Source organism: Nonomuraea sp. NBC_00507, assembly GCF_036013525.1.
In the GTDB taxonomy this organism is placed as follows: Bacteria; Actinomycetota; Actinomycetes; order Streptosporangiales; family Streptosporangiaceae; genus Nonomuraea.
Genome location: NZ_CP107853.1, coordinates 3,545,516 through 3,559,804, shown reverse-complemented (window position 1 = coordinate 3,559,804; position 14,289 = coordinate 3,545,516). Strand labels below are relative to the sequence as shown.

The window sequence follows — 14,289 nt, the reverse complement described above, 5'->3', positions numbered from 1 at the left end:
GCATGCCGTCAAGGAGTTCCCCATGCCGTACCTCACTCGTCAGGAAACCCTGCGAGCCCTGGCCGCCCTGGCCGTGGTCACCACGTCCGTCACCGGCTGCACCCGCGGGTCGGAGACCGCCGCCGCCACCGCCGCCGCCCCGTCCTCGCAAGCCGGCTGCCCCGCCGTCCTCGCGACCGCGAAGACGGCGGTCGAGCAGGCCGAAGACGTGAACGCCCCCTGGGTTGGCCCGGACGGCGGCCCGAAAGCGGTTGCGGGCAAGAGCATCGTCTATGTCGCCCAAAGCATGACCAACCCTGGCGTCGCCGGCACGGCCGAAGGCGTCAAGGAAGCCGCGCAGGCCATCGGCTGGCAGGTGCGGATCATCGACGGGCAGGGCACCCCTGCGGGTATCCAGGCGGCGCTGAGCCAGGCCGTCGCCGTCAAACCGGCCGGCATCGTCCTGTCCGGCTTCGACCCCAAGTCGACCGCCCAGCAGGTGGCGCAGGCCGAAGCCGCGGGCATCCCCCTCATCGGCTGGCACGCCGTCGCCATGCCCGGCCCCAGCAAGGACCCCAAGCTCTTCACCAACATCACCACAAAGGTCGAGGACGTCGCGAAGATCAGCGCGGACTGGATCATCAGTCAATCGAACGGCCGGGCAGGCGTGGTCGTCTTCACCGACGCCTCCATCCCCTTCGCCAAGGGAAAGTCGGACCTGATCAAGAAAGAGCTCGCGACCTGCTCCGGCGTCGAGCTCCTCTCGGAGTCGAACATTCCCATCCCCGACGCCAGCACCCGCACCCCGCAGGAGGTCTCCTCCCTGCTGTCCCGCTTCGGCGACAAGTGGACGCACTCCGTGGCCATCAACGACCTCTATTTCGCCGACGCCGCCCCCGCCCTGCGTGCCGCGGGCAAGCAGGGCGGGGACGCTCCGTTCAACATCGGCGCGGGCGACGGCGACCCGTCCGCCTTCCAGCGCATCAACAGCAAGGCGTTCCAGGCCGCCACGGTGCCGGAACCGCTGGCCACGCAGGGCTGGCAGATCATCGACGAGTTCAACCGGGCCTTCTCCGGCGAGCCCGCCAGCGGCATCGTCGCACCTGTCCACATCACCACGGCCGCCAACAGCGACGCCGGCTCCTCCTGGGATCCGAAGGGCTACCGTGAGGCGTACCGGAAGCTCTGGGGCAAGTAGTCACCAGGTGACGGGCAGTTTCGCGAACCCGTCGGCGATCCTGCCCGCCGTGCGCGGCAGCTCCTCGGCGGGGACGGCCAGCCGCAGCTCAGGGAAGCGCTCGAACAGCCTGCTGAACACGGCGATCAGCTCGACCCTGGCCAGGCTGGCGCCGATGCAGAAGCGCGGCCCGTAGCCGAAGCTCAGATGCGGGTCCGTTTGCGGACGCCTGATGTCGAACACGTCAGGATCCGGATAGACCCGCTCGTCCCGGTTGGCCACGCCCGGAAGGATCACCACCGCCTCGCCCCTGCGGATGGTCCGGCCGTCGACCTCGACCTCCTCGTGGGCGTACCTGGGCAGGCCGTGCAGGCTCGTCACGACCATGCGCAGGATCTCCTCGACCGCCCCCGGCGCCAGCCCGGGATCGGCCTTGAGGAGCTCGAGCTGATCAGGGTTGGACAGCAGGAGCAGCACGCCGAAGTCGATGCGGTTGACCGTGGTCTCGTGCCCGGCGAACAGCAGCCCGCCGGCCAGCTCGGCGATCTTGCCGTCGTCGTCCAGCTCACCCGCCAGGTCGGACAGCACGTCCTCGCCCGGCTCATGCCGCTTGCGCTCGATCAGGCCCGCCATGTACGCGCCCAGCTCCTCGCGGGCGGCCTGGCTCTTCTCGGGGTCCAGCATGTCGCCCATGCGGCTCGACACGCCGCCGAAGTAGTCCCTGTCCTCGTACGGCACGCCGAGCAGCTGGCAGATCACCAGCACCGGCAGCGGGAAGGACAGCTCGGCGTGCAGGTCCACCGGCGGCGTGAGCTTGGCGATGTGGTCGAGCCGCTCGTCGACCAGTGCGCCCACGTGCTCGGTGAGCGCCTTCATGCGGCGGGCCGAGAACGACGGCATGAAGAGCTTGCGCATGCGGTCGTGCTCGGCCTTCTCCGTGGCGATGTCGCCCTGCGGCCCACCCAGCAGGGCCGAGGCCGACAGCCGCGCGGCCTTGTCCGGCTCCGGATGCGAGCGCCCCAGCCTGCTGTCGTTGAACAGCTTGCGGGCGTCCTCGTAGCCGCTGACGAGCCAGACCTCGTCCCCCATGCGGGTGCGTACTTTGGCGATGCCCTCCTTGACCCGAAGCTCCCGGTAGGCCGGGGGCACCTCGAGGAGGTTGCTGCGTTCGAAGGGAATGACCGGAAGATCGCTCATAGAAGCTTCCCCACTGCTTTGACAGTTTCCGCCCATACCCTGGGGAAGTCGGCGTGTGCCCGGTCTGCGATGTTGCGTTCTATCCCGACCAGCAGCCCGTATGTGAAGGTGTCCTCACCTGCCTGACGGGCGCTTTCCGCCTCCTTCGCCAACGTTTCCTGTGCGACCACGCCGTCCTGGTGCGTCCCCAGTACTTCCTGGATGTCCTCGGACAGCTTAGCCAGCTTGGCCATGTTCCTGCCGAGAGTGGGTTGCAGCGCTTCGGCGGTGTAACGGGCGCGTTTGGCTGCTTTGCGCACGTCGTGCATGGCGATCTCGCGGCGTTCGGGGTCCTCGATGGCCTGGGCGAAGTCGTACGCTCTGGTCACCCTGTTCCAGCCGTCCGCGGCGATGGCGCTGAGCCGCTCCTGTGCCGGCTTGGCCGCCGCCTTGCCCAGGTTCGGCTCGGCGATGAGCTCGTCGAGCGCGTTGAGAAGCGCGTAGTAGCGCTCGCCGCTGAGCGCGTCCTTGATCCGCACGTACGACTCCTCCTCGCGTTTGAGGAGGTCCGAGCCGAGCCTGGTGTGGATGGGGCCGATGATCAGCTCGGGGGCCACACGGGCGAGCAGCTTGGCGAACCTGGCCCTGGTCACCTCCAGATCGCGGGCCTCGCCGAGCACGTTGCCGAGCCACTGCAGCTCCTCCTGGAGCTGCCCGGTGTCAACGACCACGGACTTGAACGCCTTCAGCGCGCTCCGCAGCCGGCGGCACGCCACGCGCATCTGGTGCACGGCGTCGTCCTCGGCCCGGCGTACGCGGGGATCCTGCGAGAGCAGGGCGGACACCTGGCTCGCCAGATAGTCGACGACGGTCTCGCCGGCCGACCCTGGTACGGTGCGGGCTCGGGCGGGTGGGGCGGGTTCGAGCAGCTTGGCGAGTTTGCTGGTGGCATCAGAGGGAGTGGCGCCGGCCTTCCTGAGCCGTTTGCCGACCTTGGCCAGCAGCGCCTGCCTGGTGTCGTCGAGCAGCTCCGCCTCGACCTCGCGCCACCGCACGACCTTGACACCGGCGTCTTCGTCTCCCGCTGCTCCATCCTCGGCTGGTTCGGCGGTTTTGTCTTCGGCCGAATCGCGCGCGTAGATGGTGCCCTTGACGCGGTCGTCCGCGATCTCGACCAGCATGGTCCCACCGTCATGCAGGACCGTGACGCTTCTGCGGGTGTCCAGCTCGGCGACCACCTGGAGATCGGCGCCCCGGGTGTAGGCGCGGACGAGTTCGGCGAGCTCGGCAGGCACGATCTTGGTGCTGCGGGTGAGCGGATGAGTGATTTCCTGCCGCACGCCCTTCGCCTTGGGCAGCTTCAGGTGCCAGCCGGCGTCGCTGCCACCTCGTCGCCGCCTGAGCGTGACGCCTCGGGCGGCCAGCCGCAGGTCGGGCGTGTCATAGTAAAGGGCCACGAGCTGGTAGCTCTTCGGGCCTACGACATCGGCCAGGCGGCTCAGGTCCGGAATCACATAATCCCGCGGAACGTCGAACTTGTCCTCGATCTCGATGCCCACTACGCCTCACAAGTGTCCGATTTCGGACAATGATGCCACCACTAGGTAAACATCACACTAATTGCAGGAGCTCGATTCTGTTCCCGACCGGATCGGAGACATAGATCCGCCGATAACCTGGGAAAAGGTCATCGGGGACCGCGTCAGGAAGCTTGGCGACGTACGCGTCGAGGTCGTCCACCAAGAAGGCCGGATGGGCCTTGCGTGCAGGCCTGAAGTCGTCCTCGATGCCGAGGTGGATCTCTACGCCGTCGCCCCTGAACCAGGCGCCGCCGCGTTCGGCGAGTTTCGGCGGCTTTGACACCTCACGCAGGCCGAGCACGCCCACGTAGAAATCTCTGAGGAGTGGCTCGCTGCCTTTGGGCGCGGCGAGCTGGACGTGATGCAGTGCTCTGATCATTTCTGGGCCACCACGAAGATCCTCCTGAAGGGGAAGGGCGTGCCGTAGCGCCTGGCCGGATACGCCTGCGCGAGCGGCCCGGCCAGATCGGCCTTGAACCGCCGCTGCTCGTCCGGGTCCAGCCGGTCGAGCAGCGGGCGCAGGGCGGTGCCGGAGACCCAGTCCAGCACCGGGTTCTCACCCTGGAGCACGTGCACGTACGTCGTCTCCCAGGCGTCCACCTGGGTGCCGCCCTGGTTGAGCAGGTCGAGGTATTCGGCGGGGTCGTCGACCGGGTTGCCTCTGATGACGTCGCTGAGCTTGTCGGACCAGGTCCGCGAGGCACACAGCTCGCGGATGGCGACGTGGCTCGGCGCGTCGAAGTTGCCCGGCACCTGGAAGGCCAGCCACCCGCCCGGAGCCAGCTCCTCCATCCAGTGCTCCAGCACGTCGCGATGGGCGGGCACCCACTGCAGGACGGCGTTGGAGACGATCACGTCCATCGGGCGGTCCGGCCGCCAGGTGGCCACGTCGGCGACGGCGAACCTGGCGGAGGTCTCGAGCTGACGCGCCTTGGTGATCATGGCGGGCGAGGAGTCGAAGCCCTCGATCGTCGCGTTGGGCCAGCGATTGCCCAGCTCGACGGTGAGCTCCCCGCTGCCGCAGCCGGCGTCCACGACATAGTCGGGCTCGACCGCCCCCACTCTGGAGATCAGCTCGATGAACGGCCGCGACCGCTCGTCAGCGTAGACCGCGTAGGTTACCGGGTCCCAGATATCTCTTGACATGAAGATAATTGATATCGAGAGATATATCTCGATGTCAAGACAGTACACTTCTGTGTCATGACCGAGGATGCGAGAGACGAGGTCGACCGCCTCGTGGCGGCTTGGCGAGCGGAACGCCCCGACCTCGATGTCGAGCCGCTCCAGGTGCTCTCTAGAGTGTCACGACTCGCCAAGCATCTCGACAGGGCCCGCCGTGCCGCGTTCGCCGAGCACGATCTGGAGCCCTGGGAGTTCGACGTGCTGACGGCGCTGCGGCGCGCCGGAAAGCCGTACGAGCTCAGCCCCGGGGCGCTGCTCCGTGCCACATTGGTCACCTCGGGGACCATGACCAACCGTATCGACCGCCTCGCCCAGGCGGGGCTCGTCCGCCGGCGACCCGATCCCGAGGATCGACGCGGCGTGCTGGTGTCCTTGACGGACACGGGGCTGGCCCGCGTCGACGCCGCCTTCGCCGACCTGCTGCGGCGGGAGCATGATCTGCTGTCCGGGCTGGAGCTGGGCGATCAGCGCGCCCTTGCCTCTCTCCTCCGCACGCTCCTCGCCCCCTTCGACTCTCCCCGCTGATCTGCGCCGTTATCCCGGCCAACGATGCGCTCGTAACGGCGAGGACTCCGTGAGCCTTCACGACTGGCCACGCCATACGGAAACCAGCGTTGGCGCGACCGTAGGGGAGCACGACGCACGGCGCACGGACGCATGGCTCACGGCTCACGAGGACGCACGGCTCACGGGCGCAGGGGCGCATGGAACCAGGGGCGCACGGACACAGGGGACGCGACCGCACGGACGCAGGGGACGCGACCGCACGGACGCAGGGGACGCGACCGTCAGTCACAGGAAGAGATGGGCGAGCGTCTGCGATTCTCTATGTTTACCTGAGCATTTCCGGCAAATCGGGCGGGCGTGGCCGTGGCGGGCCGTCTGCGTACTGTCCCAGGGGGAGTACGGGGGTGGCCGCGACACGGTGGAAGCCGGTCCGGTGGTGAGGATCGCGTGCAAGCCCTGTGCGTCCCGCTGGGCGGGTCGTCTGGGGTGCTTGGCCCGCCGGACGCTGTCCACCCCTGTTGGGGGGTGGGGCGGGCACCGTGCGCCGGTCGGGCACACGGCTGGAGGTCATCGAGCTGTTCTTCGAGGTGCGGGTGGGGCGTTTGGGGGTGGGCCGGTTCTTGGCTCTGTCCCGGGCGGCTGGTCGGGGGTGCAGGTCGGTTCGGGTGCGGCGGGCGCGGCGGGCGGCCCGGGTCGCCTTGCGAGGGCGGCGGGCGCGGGCCACGTTGCCCTCCACCACCGCGGCGATGGTGCGGGTCCCGGTAGTGCGGTCGGTGCGGGTGGCCTGCTGGCCGAGCAGGCCGCGGACGAGGATGCGTTCGGCCGCCGCCCAGTCCCGATCACACGACAGCCCGCACGCCGGACAGAACGCCCACGCCCAACCCCGCTCGGCGAGCCGGTCCGGGGCCGGGCAATGCCGCAGGACCGACGTGCCGTCACCGCAGCGGGGACAGTACTTGGAGGTGCCTCGCGCGGGGACGGTGACCACGGCGATGTTGTTTTTGGCCGCCAGGTGCCGGATCGCCTCCACCACCTGGCCGCGCACCTGCCCCGACAGCCGCGCGTTCGCCCGTCCCCGCCGCCCGCGTGCTTCCAAGGTGGCCAGGTCCTCCACGTAGATGACCGTTGCCCCGGCGGCAACCGCTTGGTCGACCGCCCAGCGGGCCGCCGACCAGGCCAGCGCCTTGTTCAGGTGCCGGATGCGCGCGCACAGCCGCTCGTGCTCCACCGCGATGACCTCATGAGCTGAGGCCAACGCGGGGAAGCGGGGGTCGGCGGGCGTGATGCCGGCCAGCAGCCGCTCCTGGTGTTTGCGTTTGGCGGCCAGGTGCTCGCGCTCGGCCCGCAGGCGGTGCAGCTTGGCCGACACGCCGCTCGCGTCGTAGGCGAGCGGCCGCCCGTCCGTGACCCCCCTGCCGTCGGCCGTCAGATGCCCGATGGTGCCGGTGAGCAGGGTGTTCAGGCCCCAGTCGAAGCCGCACCCGATCACATGACCGGCGGCCGGCGCAAAACCGATCGGGATCTGGAACGGCAGATCGACGCGTACCCGGCCGCCTTTCACGCGCAGGGTGGGGGAGCACAGTTTCGCCTCCGCAGGCACCGTCGGCGGCAGGGCGATGGGCAGCACGTGCCAGGCCCAGTCCCTTCCGGAGGCCGGGGACGCGGTCAGGGGCAGCTTCACCCGCAGCCGGGCGCTGCGCTCGCCGGTGCGTTCCAGGGTGGCCAGTTGCCGGTCGGCCGCGGCCAGCACGATCTGCGCCGCACATGCAGGCGGGCCCTCCAACTGCGTGAGATCCGCCGGCAGCACGCCGTCGTGCGCGTCGCGGTAGGCGCGGATCTGCCGGGTCCGGTTGCGGATCTCCGCCGCGCCTGCCCCATCCGGTAGCACCGCCCGCAACGCCGCCCATTCGGCGTCGGTGCGCTTGCTCGGGTCACGCGGCCAGGCGGTCACGATGGCCGCCACCAGCTCGCGGCGGTGCAGCGCCAGCCGCAACAGACGGGCCGCCTGCTCCTGGGCGCACCGCGCCACCCGATCACACAGGTGCACACCCGGGGCCGGACTCACGCCCCAGCCCAGCCGCCGCAGGGCCATCCAGCCCTTGGCCGGCAACACCCGCCCGTCCAACCCCACCCCAGACGCCAGGACGTCCAGACCCGCCGCACTCCACCGGCCGGCCACCAGGTCGGCGGTCAAATCCCGCGCCAGGCCGGTCAGCCAGGCCACCCGCTCGGCCAGCAGCGCCTGCGAGACGACCTGACCGGTCTGCTCCACGATCGCACTATGGGCGGTACAGGTCGCCGTCGCGGTGAGCCTGCTCATGCACCCACCGGCCCCGCCTCGGGCAGGCCGAAGCTGACCAGTCGCACCGGGATCGGCCGGCGTGCGGCCATGCTCGACGACCGGCACGCCCGCATACCCGGCACCCCCAACCCGCTCCGACTGTCACCGTCAGTGACCGTAAGACTACCAACATTTGGCCCTGTCGGGTAGAACATGTGAACGACTTCATGCCCACCTCACCCTCACCTGACTGGCCAGAACCGGGCACTGCCCGCCGCGTCGCGGGCGTAAGGGCTCAGCTCAGCGGCGTCGCCAGACGATCAGATCGGCGGGCACATCACCAACGCCTACCGGCCGGGCTGGATGATCACGCGCGGGGTCTGACTCTCGCCTCCAAACCGAAGAGCGCCACCACGAGATCACTGCAGACGCTTAGGCTTTCCTAGCGAATATGACAAGCAGTCCATACCCTGGGGGGAGATCGCGCCAGGAGGCGCCAGTGAGGTCAGTCGCCGAGGCGGTCGGCCAGGTCGAGCCACTCCGATTCGATGATGTCCTTCTGGGCCGTGATCTCGCGTAGTTCGGCGTCCAGGGTGCCCAGCTTGGCGTAGTCGCTGGCCGCCTCGGCCATGGCGGTGTGGAGGCGGGCCTGCTGGTCGGTCAGCCTATCGAGCTGGCGTTCCAGGCGGTTGAGCTCCTTGCGGAGCTCCCGCTCCTCCTTGGTCGACAGCCCGGACGGCAGCTGGCCGGACGCCGGCCCTGCAGTCGGCCCCGGCCCACTATCGGCAGAACCGGACACGCTGGCCGTCGCGGCCGCGGAGGCCAGGCGGGCGGTCATGGCGCTGCCCGCCGCGCGCCGTTCCAGGTATTCGTCCACCCCGCCGGGCAGCAGCGACAGCTTGCCGTCGCCCAGCAGCGCGACGGAGCGGTCGGTCACCCGCTCCAGGAAGTAGCGGTCGTGGCTCACCAGGATCAGCGTGCCGGGCCAGCCGTCCAGCAGGTCTTCCAGCTCGTTGAGCGTCTCGATGTCGAGGTCGTTGGTCGGCTCGTCGAGCAGCAGGACGTTGGGGTCGTCCATGAGCAGTCTGAGCAGTTGGAGCCGGCGGCGTTCGCCACCGGACAGGTCGCCGATGACCTTCCACTGCGCGTCGCCCCGGAAGCCCAGGCGTTCGAGGAGCTGGGAGGCGGTCCATTCCCTCTTGCCGAGCTGGAGGTATTTGCGCACTTCCTCGACCGACTCCAGCACCCGCCGCGTCGGATCGAGCTCGGCCAGCTCCTGGGACAGGTGCGCGAGACGTACGGTCTTGCCCCTGACCAGGCGGCCGGAGTCGGGCTTGATCGTGTCGGCGAGCAGCCGCAACACCGACGACTTACCTGACCCGTTGACCCCGATCAGCCCGATGCGGTCACCAGGCCCGAACTGCCACGTGCAGCGGTCGAGCACCAGCGGCCCGGCGCCCGGCCCGCCCGCGTGCAGGGTGATGTCCTCGAGGTCGTACACGGTCTTGCCCAGCCGTGCCGCGGCGAACCGCATCAGCTCGACGGCCTCTCGCGGCGGCGGCTCGTTCGCGATCAGCGCCTGCGCGGCCTCGATGCGGAACTTCGGCTTGGATGTGCGGGCGGGCGGGCCGCGGCGCAGCCAGGCGATCTCCTTGCGCATGAGGTTTTGGCGGCGGTCCTCGGCGGCCTGGGCGATGCGCGCCCGCTCGGCCTTGGCGAGCACGTAGGCGGCATAGCCTCCTTCGTAGCGCTCGACGCGCCCGTCCACGACCTCCCACGTGCGGGTGGAGACGGCGTCGAGGAACCATCGGTCGTGCGTCACCACGAGCAGCGCGCTCTTCATGGCCGCCACATGCCCGGCCAGCCACGCGATGGCCTCGATGTCGAGGTGGTTGGTGGGCTCGTCCAGCAAGATCAGGTCGTGCTCGTCGATGAGCAGCTTCGCCAGCGCCGTACGCCTGCGCTCGCCACCCGACAGGTCGCCGGTCTTGGCGTCGAGATCGAGGTCGCCGATGAGGTTGGCCAGGATCTCCCGAACCCGCTGATCCCCGGCCCACTCGTGCTCGGCCATCCCACCCATGACGGTCTCTCGTATGGTGACGGCCGGATCGAGGGTGTCCTGCTGGGAGAGGAAACCGACCCGCAGTCCACGGGTGTGCGTGACACGACCGCTGTCGGGGCGCACGTCTCCCGCGATGACGGACATCAGGGTCGTCTTGCCGCCCCCGTTGCGCCCGACGACGCCGATCCGCTCCCCGGCCTCAACGCCGAGGGACACGTCGCTGAGGAGCGGCTTGGGCCCGTAGGCATGGGAAACCGACTCAAGATTGACCAGATTCATGACTTGTCCAGGGTATAGGCTCCCCGGCCACACCCCGTCCGCCCTCGATGCGGCCCAACACAGCCCCGAGGCACCGCATGGCCGGCAAGGGTCAGCCAGGCCGGTCTGGCCCAGCAGGCATCCCCCGACACGGGTCTAGCGGAGCAGGCACCCCCCGACAGGAGGTCTGGCGCGGCAGGCACCCCCGGGCAAGAGCCTGGCGCGGCAGGCACCCTCCGACAAGCAGACGGGGCCGACGTGCGCACGAACCACGGCGGATTGCTCGCCTCAGGAGCTGATCCGTCGCCTGGGATGGCGGAGCCGGCCGGGGCCCGCTGGATCGCGGCGGTGGGGCAAGTCCTGCGTTGATGTGGTGCGGTGGGGCTCGTGCGTTCTTCCGGACGGTTGGAGGAGCACCGGTCAGATGAGGGTGGCGCCGCGGACGGGGCCGTGGGCGGAGACGGCGGTGTGGGTGGCGCCCGTGGTTGTCAGGCTGAGGGCCAGGTCCCGGGCGTGGAGGGCGTCGATGGCCAGGAAGGCGCAGGTGGGGCCGGAGCCGGAGACGATCGCGCCCAGGGCTCCGTGCTGGCGGCCGGCGTCCAAGGTCGGCGCCAGCTCTGGGCGGAGGTTGAGTGCGGCGGGCTGGAGGTCGTTGCTCAGGTGAGCGCCCAGAGCGTAGGCGTCGCCGGTGCCCAGGGCCTCCAGGAGCGAGTCGTTCAGTTGGGGCCAGGGCACTTCGGCCGCCTCGGCGGCACGTAGCCGATCGCATTCGGCGTAAACACTGGGCGTGGACAAGCCGCCGTCGGCCAGGGCGAACACCCAGTGGAACGTGCCGCCGGTCGGGAGCTCGCTCAGCTGCTCGCCTCGGCCGGTGCCGACCGCGGTGCCGCCGAGCAGGGAGAACGGCACGTCGCTGCCAAGATCTCCGGCAATCTCCATGAGGTCGTCGAAGGGCAGGCCCAGCCCCCAGAGCTCGTTGCAGGCGACGAGAGCTCCGGCGGCGTCCGCGCTGCCGCCGGCCATCCCGCCCGCGACCGGGATGGACTTGTGGATGATCAGGTCAGCGCCGTAGGTGCGTCCCGCGTGCTTGGCGAGCGCGCGGGCGGCCCGGATCGCCAGGTTGCTGTCGTCGACCGGCACCTGATCGGACCATTTCCCGGTAACCGACACCGAGATGGACTCGGACTCCTTCGCCACCACCTCATCGAAGATCGACACTGCGTGGAAGACGTTGACCAGGTCGTGGTAGCCGTCGTCCCGGAGCGGGCCGACAGAAAGCTGCACGTTGACCTTGGCTGGCACACGCACGGTCACCGAACTCATCGATCTTGCGCCACTCTCATCACTTGCCGGGGTCAAGGACACTAGATGCTATCGGGGCACGCCGCCCTGACATGCGGTTCTCGCAATATGCCCCAGGGAACGGCCCATTCGCCAACACACAGAGTCAGTAGATGGGTGTTTGCCCCATGACTGACTGGTGACGAAGAGTAGCCTCACCGCCTTTGGTGGAGTCCGGGCTTCTTCGTTCCGTTCGGTGCGGTACGGCAAGCTTGAGCGTGACATGGATGGGTTTGGTGCTTGGAGGGCGCATTGTCCGAGGTCACGGTTGTCGAGGTGGCTCAGTCGTCAGGGTCCGGATCGCGGACGAGGGAGCGACTTCGGGAAGGGGCGCGGCTGGTCGCCAACATGGTGGAGGCCGATCGGCGGGTGCGGGTCGAGGTTGACGATGACAGCCTTGTGGTGACGGCTTCCCGGGTTCGAGCGGCGATTGCGGATGAGCGCGGGCTGGTGGTCGCTGTCGGTGGGGACTGCGGGGTTGAGCTCGAGCCAGTGGCGGCGGCCAGGAAGCGGTATGGGGATCGGCTGGTCGTGGTCTGGTTTGATGCGCATGCGGATTTGAACACGCCGAAGTCCTCACCTTCTGGCGCTTATCACGGGATGGTGCTGCGGGCGTTGACCGGGGAAGGGCCTCAGGGGCTGGTGCCGGACACGCCCCTGGATCCGGGGCGGATCGTGCTGGCGGGCGTGCGGGATCTCGATCCTGCGGAGGTGGACTTCGTTGCTGCCCTGGGCATTCCCCTGGTGGATGCGGAGGCGGGAGGCGATGCCGCAGCCGTCGCACTCACGGAAGCAAAGGTCGGAGGCGATGCCGCAGCCGCCGCGCTCGTGGAGGCGATAGAAGGTGCTGTCGTGTCCCCTTCCGCCGGTCCCGGTGACGCCGTCGTCTATGTGCATGTCGACTTCGACGTGCTCGATCCGGAGGTCTTCCGAAGTGTGGGGAGTCCTGCGCCAGGAGGGCTGCATCCTGAGCGGCTCCTGTCCTTGGTGACCGCCATTGCCGAGCGGTTCGAGGTGGTTGGGCTTGGACTCATGGAGTATGAGCCCGCCCGGCATGAAGATCGGGAGTTGCTGTCCGGACTCGTAGCCGGGTTGGTGAATGCCTGTGCCGGTCGGCGGGCTCAGCCTGGGCGTACGGCGCCTCGGTAGGTGGCGCGGTAGTAGGACGATCTGAGGAAGTCGGTCTTCTTGACCACGTCGCCGGTCTTGGGGGCGTGGATCATTCGTCCTCCGCCCAGGTAGAGGGCGACGTGGGTGGGGTCACCTGTGCCACCGCCGAAGAAGAGCAGGTCGCCTATCCGGCGCGCGCCGGGTGCGATCCTGCGGCCCTGGCGGAACTGGGCGCCCGTGTAGTGGGTCAGGGTCACCCCCGCTCTGGACCAGGCGTAGAGGGTCAGACCGCTGCAGTCGAAGCCTCTGGTGTTCGCTCCTCGGCCTATGCCGAGGGTGGGCCCTTTCGCTGACCCTCCTCCCCAGGAGAAGGAGACGCCTAGTTGGTCGAGGGCAGCGGCGGCCGCGATGGCGCCAAGGGTGGTCTTGCCCTTCCTTTCCCTCTTCGGTTTCTTCTGTCTTTTCTGCTTCGGTTCCTGCTGCTGCGGGAGCGAGATCTGGCTTGCCGTGTCGGGGCCGGCGGTGGGGGCCGTTGTGCCGGGGAGAGGGGTGAAGGTGGCGAAGAAGCCGCTCGTGAACGTGAGCGAGAGGAGGGCGAAGGGGTGCATCATGGGAGGCCTTCCGGGGTCCGTCCGTGGTGGGTGGATGAGGAAGGCCAGCATCGTGCGGGGAGGCTGAGTGTCGAGGGGCCGAACGTGGTTCTGTGGATGGGAGGGTGGGGGCTATGGGCGCTGTGGACAACCTCAGTGGCGGACCTCGGCGATGCGCGTGAAGGCAGTGATGTCGAGTTGTTCGCCGCGGGCCGACGGGTCCACGCCGGCCGCCCTGAGGACGTGCTCCGCCTCGGCCGGGCTGCCCGCCCATGACGCCAAAGCCGCGCGCAGGGTCTTGCGGCGCTGGGCGAACGCGGCGTCGATCACGGCGAAGACCTCCTCGCGGGAGGCGGTCGTGGTGGGCGGTTCGCGGCGGGTGAGGGAGACGAGGCCCGAGTCGACGTTGGGTACGGGCCAGAAGACGGTACGGCCGACCGGGCCGGCCCGGCGTACGTCCGCGTACCAGGCGGCCTTGACCGACGGCACCCCGTACACCTTCGAGCCCGGTCCGGCGGCGAGGCGGTCGGCCACCTCGGACTGCACCATCACCAGGCCCTTGCGCAGGGACGGGAGCACCTGCAGGAGGTGGAGCACCACCGGGACGGCCACGTTGTACGGGAGGTTGGCGACCAGCGCCGTGGGAACGTGACCTGCCAGGTCGTCAGGCGTGATCTTCATGGCGTCGGCGTTGACGACCGTGAGCTTGTCGGACGGGCCGCGGTCGGCGACCGTGATGGGGAGTTGGGTGGCGAGGACCGGGTCGATCTCGACGGCCACCACGTGCGCGGCCGCCGGCAGCAGGGCCAGGGTGAGCGAACCGAGGCCAGGTCCCACCTCGATGACCACGTCGTCCGGCGACAAGTCGGCCACGCGGACGATGCGCCGGACCGTTCCGGCATCGATCACGAAGTTCTGGCCCAGCTTTTTTGTGGGACGAAGATCTAGCTTATCCGCCAAAATACGTATTTCTGCAGGGCCCAACAGCCTCATCATCCAACCAGTCTCTCGTATCGAAGAACGTGCAATGGCATATGGGGAGA

Annotated in this window: 12 protein-coding genes; 3 read left to right on the top strand and 9 right to left on the bottom strand. The window is 69.1% G+C overall.

The genetic code is table 11. From position 1 onward, the window contains the following. Positions 1–22 precede the first annotated feature (22 nt). Entirely contained in the window at positions 23–1,177 is a 1,155-nt protein-coding gene (locus OHA25_RS17920; RefSeq protein WP_327588709.1) for a substrate-binding domain-containing protein, read from the top strand. Here the strand turns inward: OHA25_RS17920 and OHA25_RS17915 are convergent, their stop codons facing one another. Genes OHA25_RS17915 through OHA25_RS17900 form a run of 4 tightly spaced genes read right to left on the bottom strand, consistent with a single transcriptional unit; the run spans position 1,178 to position 5,058 of the window. Beyond that, on the bottom strand, positions 1,178–2,353 hold the full coding sequence (locus OHA25_RS17915) for a cytochrome P450 (RefSeq protein ID WP_327588708.1): 1,176 nt from the start codon (positions 2,351–2,353) through the stop codon (positions 1,178–1,180). After that, complete coding sequence (locus OHA25_RS17910; RefSeq protein WP_327588707.1) at positions 2,350–3,891, bottom strand: CYTH and CHAD domain-containing protein; 1,542 nt, start codon at positions 3,889–3,891, stop codon at positions 2,350–2,352. The genes OHA25_RS17915 and OHA25_RS17910 overlap by 4 nt, the downstream gene beginning before the upstream one ends. A gap of 52 nt (positions 3,892–3,943) precedes the next feature. Next, positions 3,944–4,291, bottom strand: a complete 348-nt coding sequence (locus OHA25_RS17905; RefSeq protein ID WP_327588706.1) for a VOC family protein — start codon at positions 4,289–4,291, stop codon at positions 3,944–3,946. Then, positions 4,288–5,058 (bottom strand): trans-aconitate 2-methyltransferase, encoded by a 771-nt coding sequence (locus OHA25_RS17900; RefSeq protein WP_327588705.1) that lies wholly within the window; start codon positions 5,056–5,058, stop codon positions 4,288–4,290. The genes OHA25_RS17905 and OHA25_RS17900 overlap by 4 nt, the downstream gene beginning before the upstream one ends. A 57-nt stretch (positions 5,059–5,115) precedes the next feature. Here OHA25_RS17900 and OHA25_RS17895 point away from each other — a divergent pair, with 57 nt between their 5' ends. Beyond that, positions 5,116–5,622 carry a MarR family winged helix-turn-helix transcriptional regulator gene (locus OHA25_RS17895; RefSeq protein WP_305921089.1) on the top strand — a complete coding sequence of 169 codons (507 nt, stop codon included), beginning with the start codon at positions 5,116–5,118 and terminating at the stop codon, positions 5,620–5,622. A gap of 307 nt (positions 5,623–5,929) precedes the next feature. Here OHA25_RS17895 and OHA25_RS17890 read toward each other — a convergent pair whose 3' ends face one another. The 3 genes from OHA25_RS17890 to OHA25_RS17880 form a co-directional block, all read right to left on the bottom strand. Then, a complete protein-coding gene (locus tag OHA25_RS17890) occupies positions 5,930–7,924 on the bottom strand; it encodes a transposase (RefSeq protein WP_327588704.1) in 1,995 nt (664 codons plus the stop codon). A gap of 466 nt (positions 7,925–8,390) precedes the next feature. Continuing rightward, a complete protein-coding gene (locus tag OHA25_RS17885; protein ID WP_327588703.1) occupies positions 8,391–10,226 on the bottom strand; it encodes an ABC-F family ATP-binding cassette domain-containing protein in 1,836 nt (611 codons plus the stop codon). A 399-nt stretch (positions 10,227–10,625) separates the two neighbouring features. After that, the gene (locus OHA25_RS17880) at positions 10,626–11,528 is read right to left on the bottom strand and encodes a 4-(cytidine 5'-diphospho)-2-C-methyl-D-erythritol kinase (protein WP_305921091.1); all 903 of its coding nucleotides are present in this window, start codon (positions 11,526–11,528) and stop codon (positions 10,626–10,628) included. A gap of 366 nt (positions 11,529–11,894) precedes the next feature. On the opposite strand from OHA25_RS17880, the gene OHA25_RS17875 reads away from it, so the two are divergent. Continuing rightward, positions 11,895–12,695: an arginase family protein gene (locus OHA25_RS17875; protein ID WP_327588702.1), complete on the top strand. Its 801-nt coding sequence runs from the start codon at positions 11,895–11,897 to the stop codon at positions 12,693–12,695. Here OHA25_RS17875 and OHA25_RS17870 read toward each other — a convergent pair. Together OHA25_RS17870 and rsmA are read right to left on the bottom strand one after the other, a co-directional pair. Beyond that, a complete protein-coding gene (locus OHA25_RS17870) occupies positions 12,668–13,267 on the bottom strand; it encodes an NlpC/P60 family protein (RefSeq protein ID WP_327588701.1) in 600 nt (199 codons plus the stop codon). The two genes, OHA25_RS17875 and OHA25_RS17870, sit on opposite strands and share 28 nt — an antisense overlap. A 132-nt stretch (positions 13,268–13,399) precedes the next feature. Beyond that, complete coding sequence (rsmA, locus tag OHA25_RS17865) at positions 13,400–14,239, bottom strand: 16S rRNA (adenine(1518)-N(6)/adenine(1519)-N(6))-dimethyltransferase RsmA (RefSeq protein ID WP_327590997.1); 840 nt, start codon at positions 14,237–14,239, stop codon at positions 13,400–13,402. Between the last annotated feature and the right edge of the window lie 50 nt (positions 14,240–14,289).

What these genes read in the sequence shown, in the direction of transcription:
- OHA25_RS17870 (WP_327588701.1), bottom strand. Translation starts at nt 13,267, where the DNA reads ATGATGCACCCCTTCGCCCTCCTCTCGCTCACGTTCACGAGCGGCTTC.
- OHA25_RS17905 (WP_327588706.1), bottom strand. Translation starts at nt 4,291, where the DNA reads ATGATCAGAGCACTGCATCACGTCCAGCTCGCCGCGCCCAAAGGCAGC.
- OHA25_RS17895 (WP_305921089.1), top strand. Translation starts at nt 5,116, where the DNA reads ATGACCGAGGATGCGAGAGACGAGGTCGACCGCCTCGTGGCGGCTTGG.
- OHA25_RS17915 (WP_327588708.1), bottom strand. Translation starts at nt 2,353, where the DNA reads ATGAGCGATCTTCCGGTCATTCCCTTCGAACGCAGCAACCTCCTCGAG.
- rsmA (WP_327590997.1), bottom strand. Translation starts at nt 14,239, where the DNA reads ATGAGGCTGTTGGGCCCTGCAGAAATACGTATTTTGGCGGATAAGCTA.
- OHA25_RS17875 (WP_327588702.1), top strand. Translation starts at nt 11,895, where the DNA reads ATGGTGGAGGCCGATCGGCGGGTGCGGGTCGAGGTTGACGATGACAGC.
- OHA25_RS17880 (WP_305921091.1), bottom strand. Translation starts at nt 11,528, where the DNA reads ATGAGTTCGGTGACCGTGCGTGTGCCAGCCAAGGTCAACGTGCAGCTT.
- OHA25_RS17890 (WP_327588704.1), bottom strand. Translation starts at nt 7,924, where the DNA reads ATGAGCAGGCTCACCGCGACGGCGACCTGTACCGCCCATAGTGCGATC.
- OHA25_RS17900 (WP_327588705.1), bottom strand. Translation starts at nt 5,058, where the DNA reads ATGTCAAGAGATATCTGGGACCCGGTAACCTACGCGGTCTACGCTGAC.
- OHA25_RS17920 (WP_327588709.1), top strand. Translation starts at nt 23, where the DNA reads ATGCCGTACCTCACTCGTCAGGAAACCCTGCGAGCCCTGGCCGCCCTG.
- OHA25_RS17885 (WP_327588703.1), bottom strand. Translation starts at nt 10,226, where the DNA reads ATGAATCTGGTCAATCTTGAGTCGGTTTCCCATGCCTACGGGCCCAAG.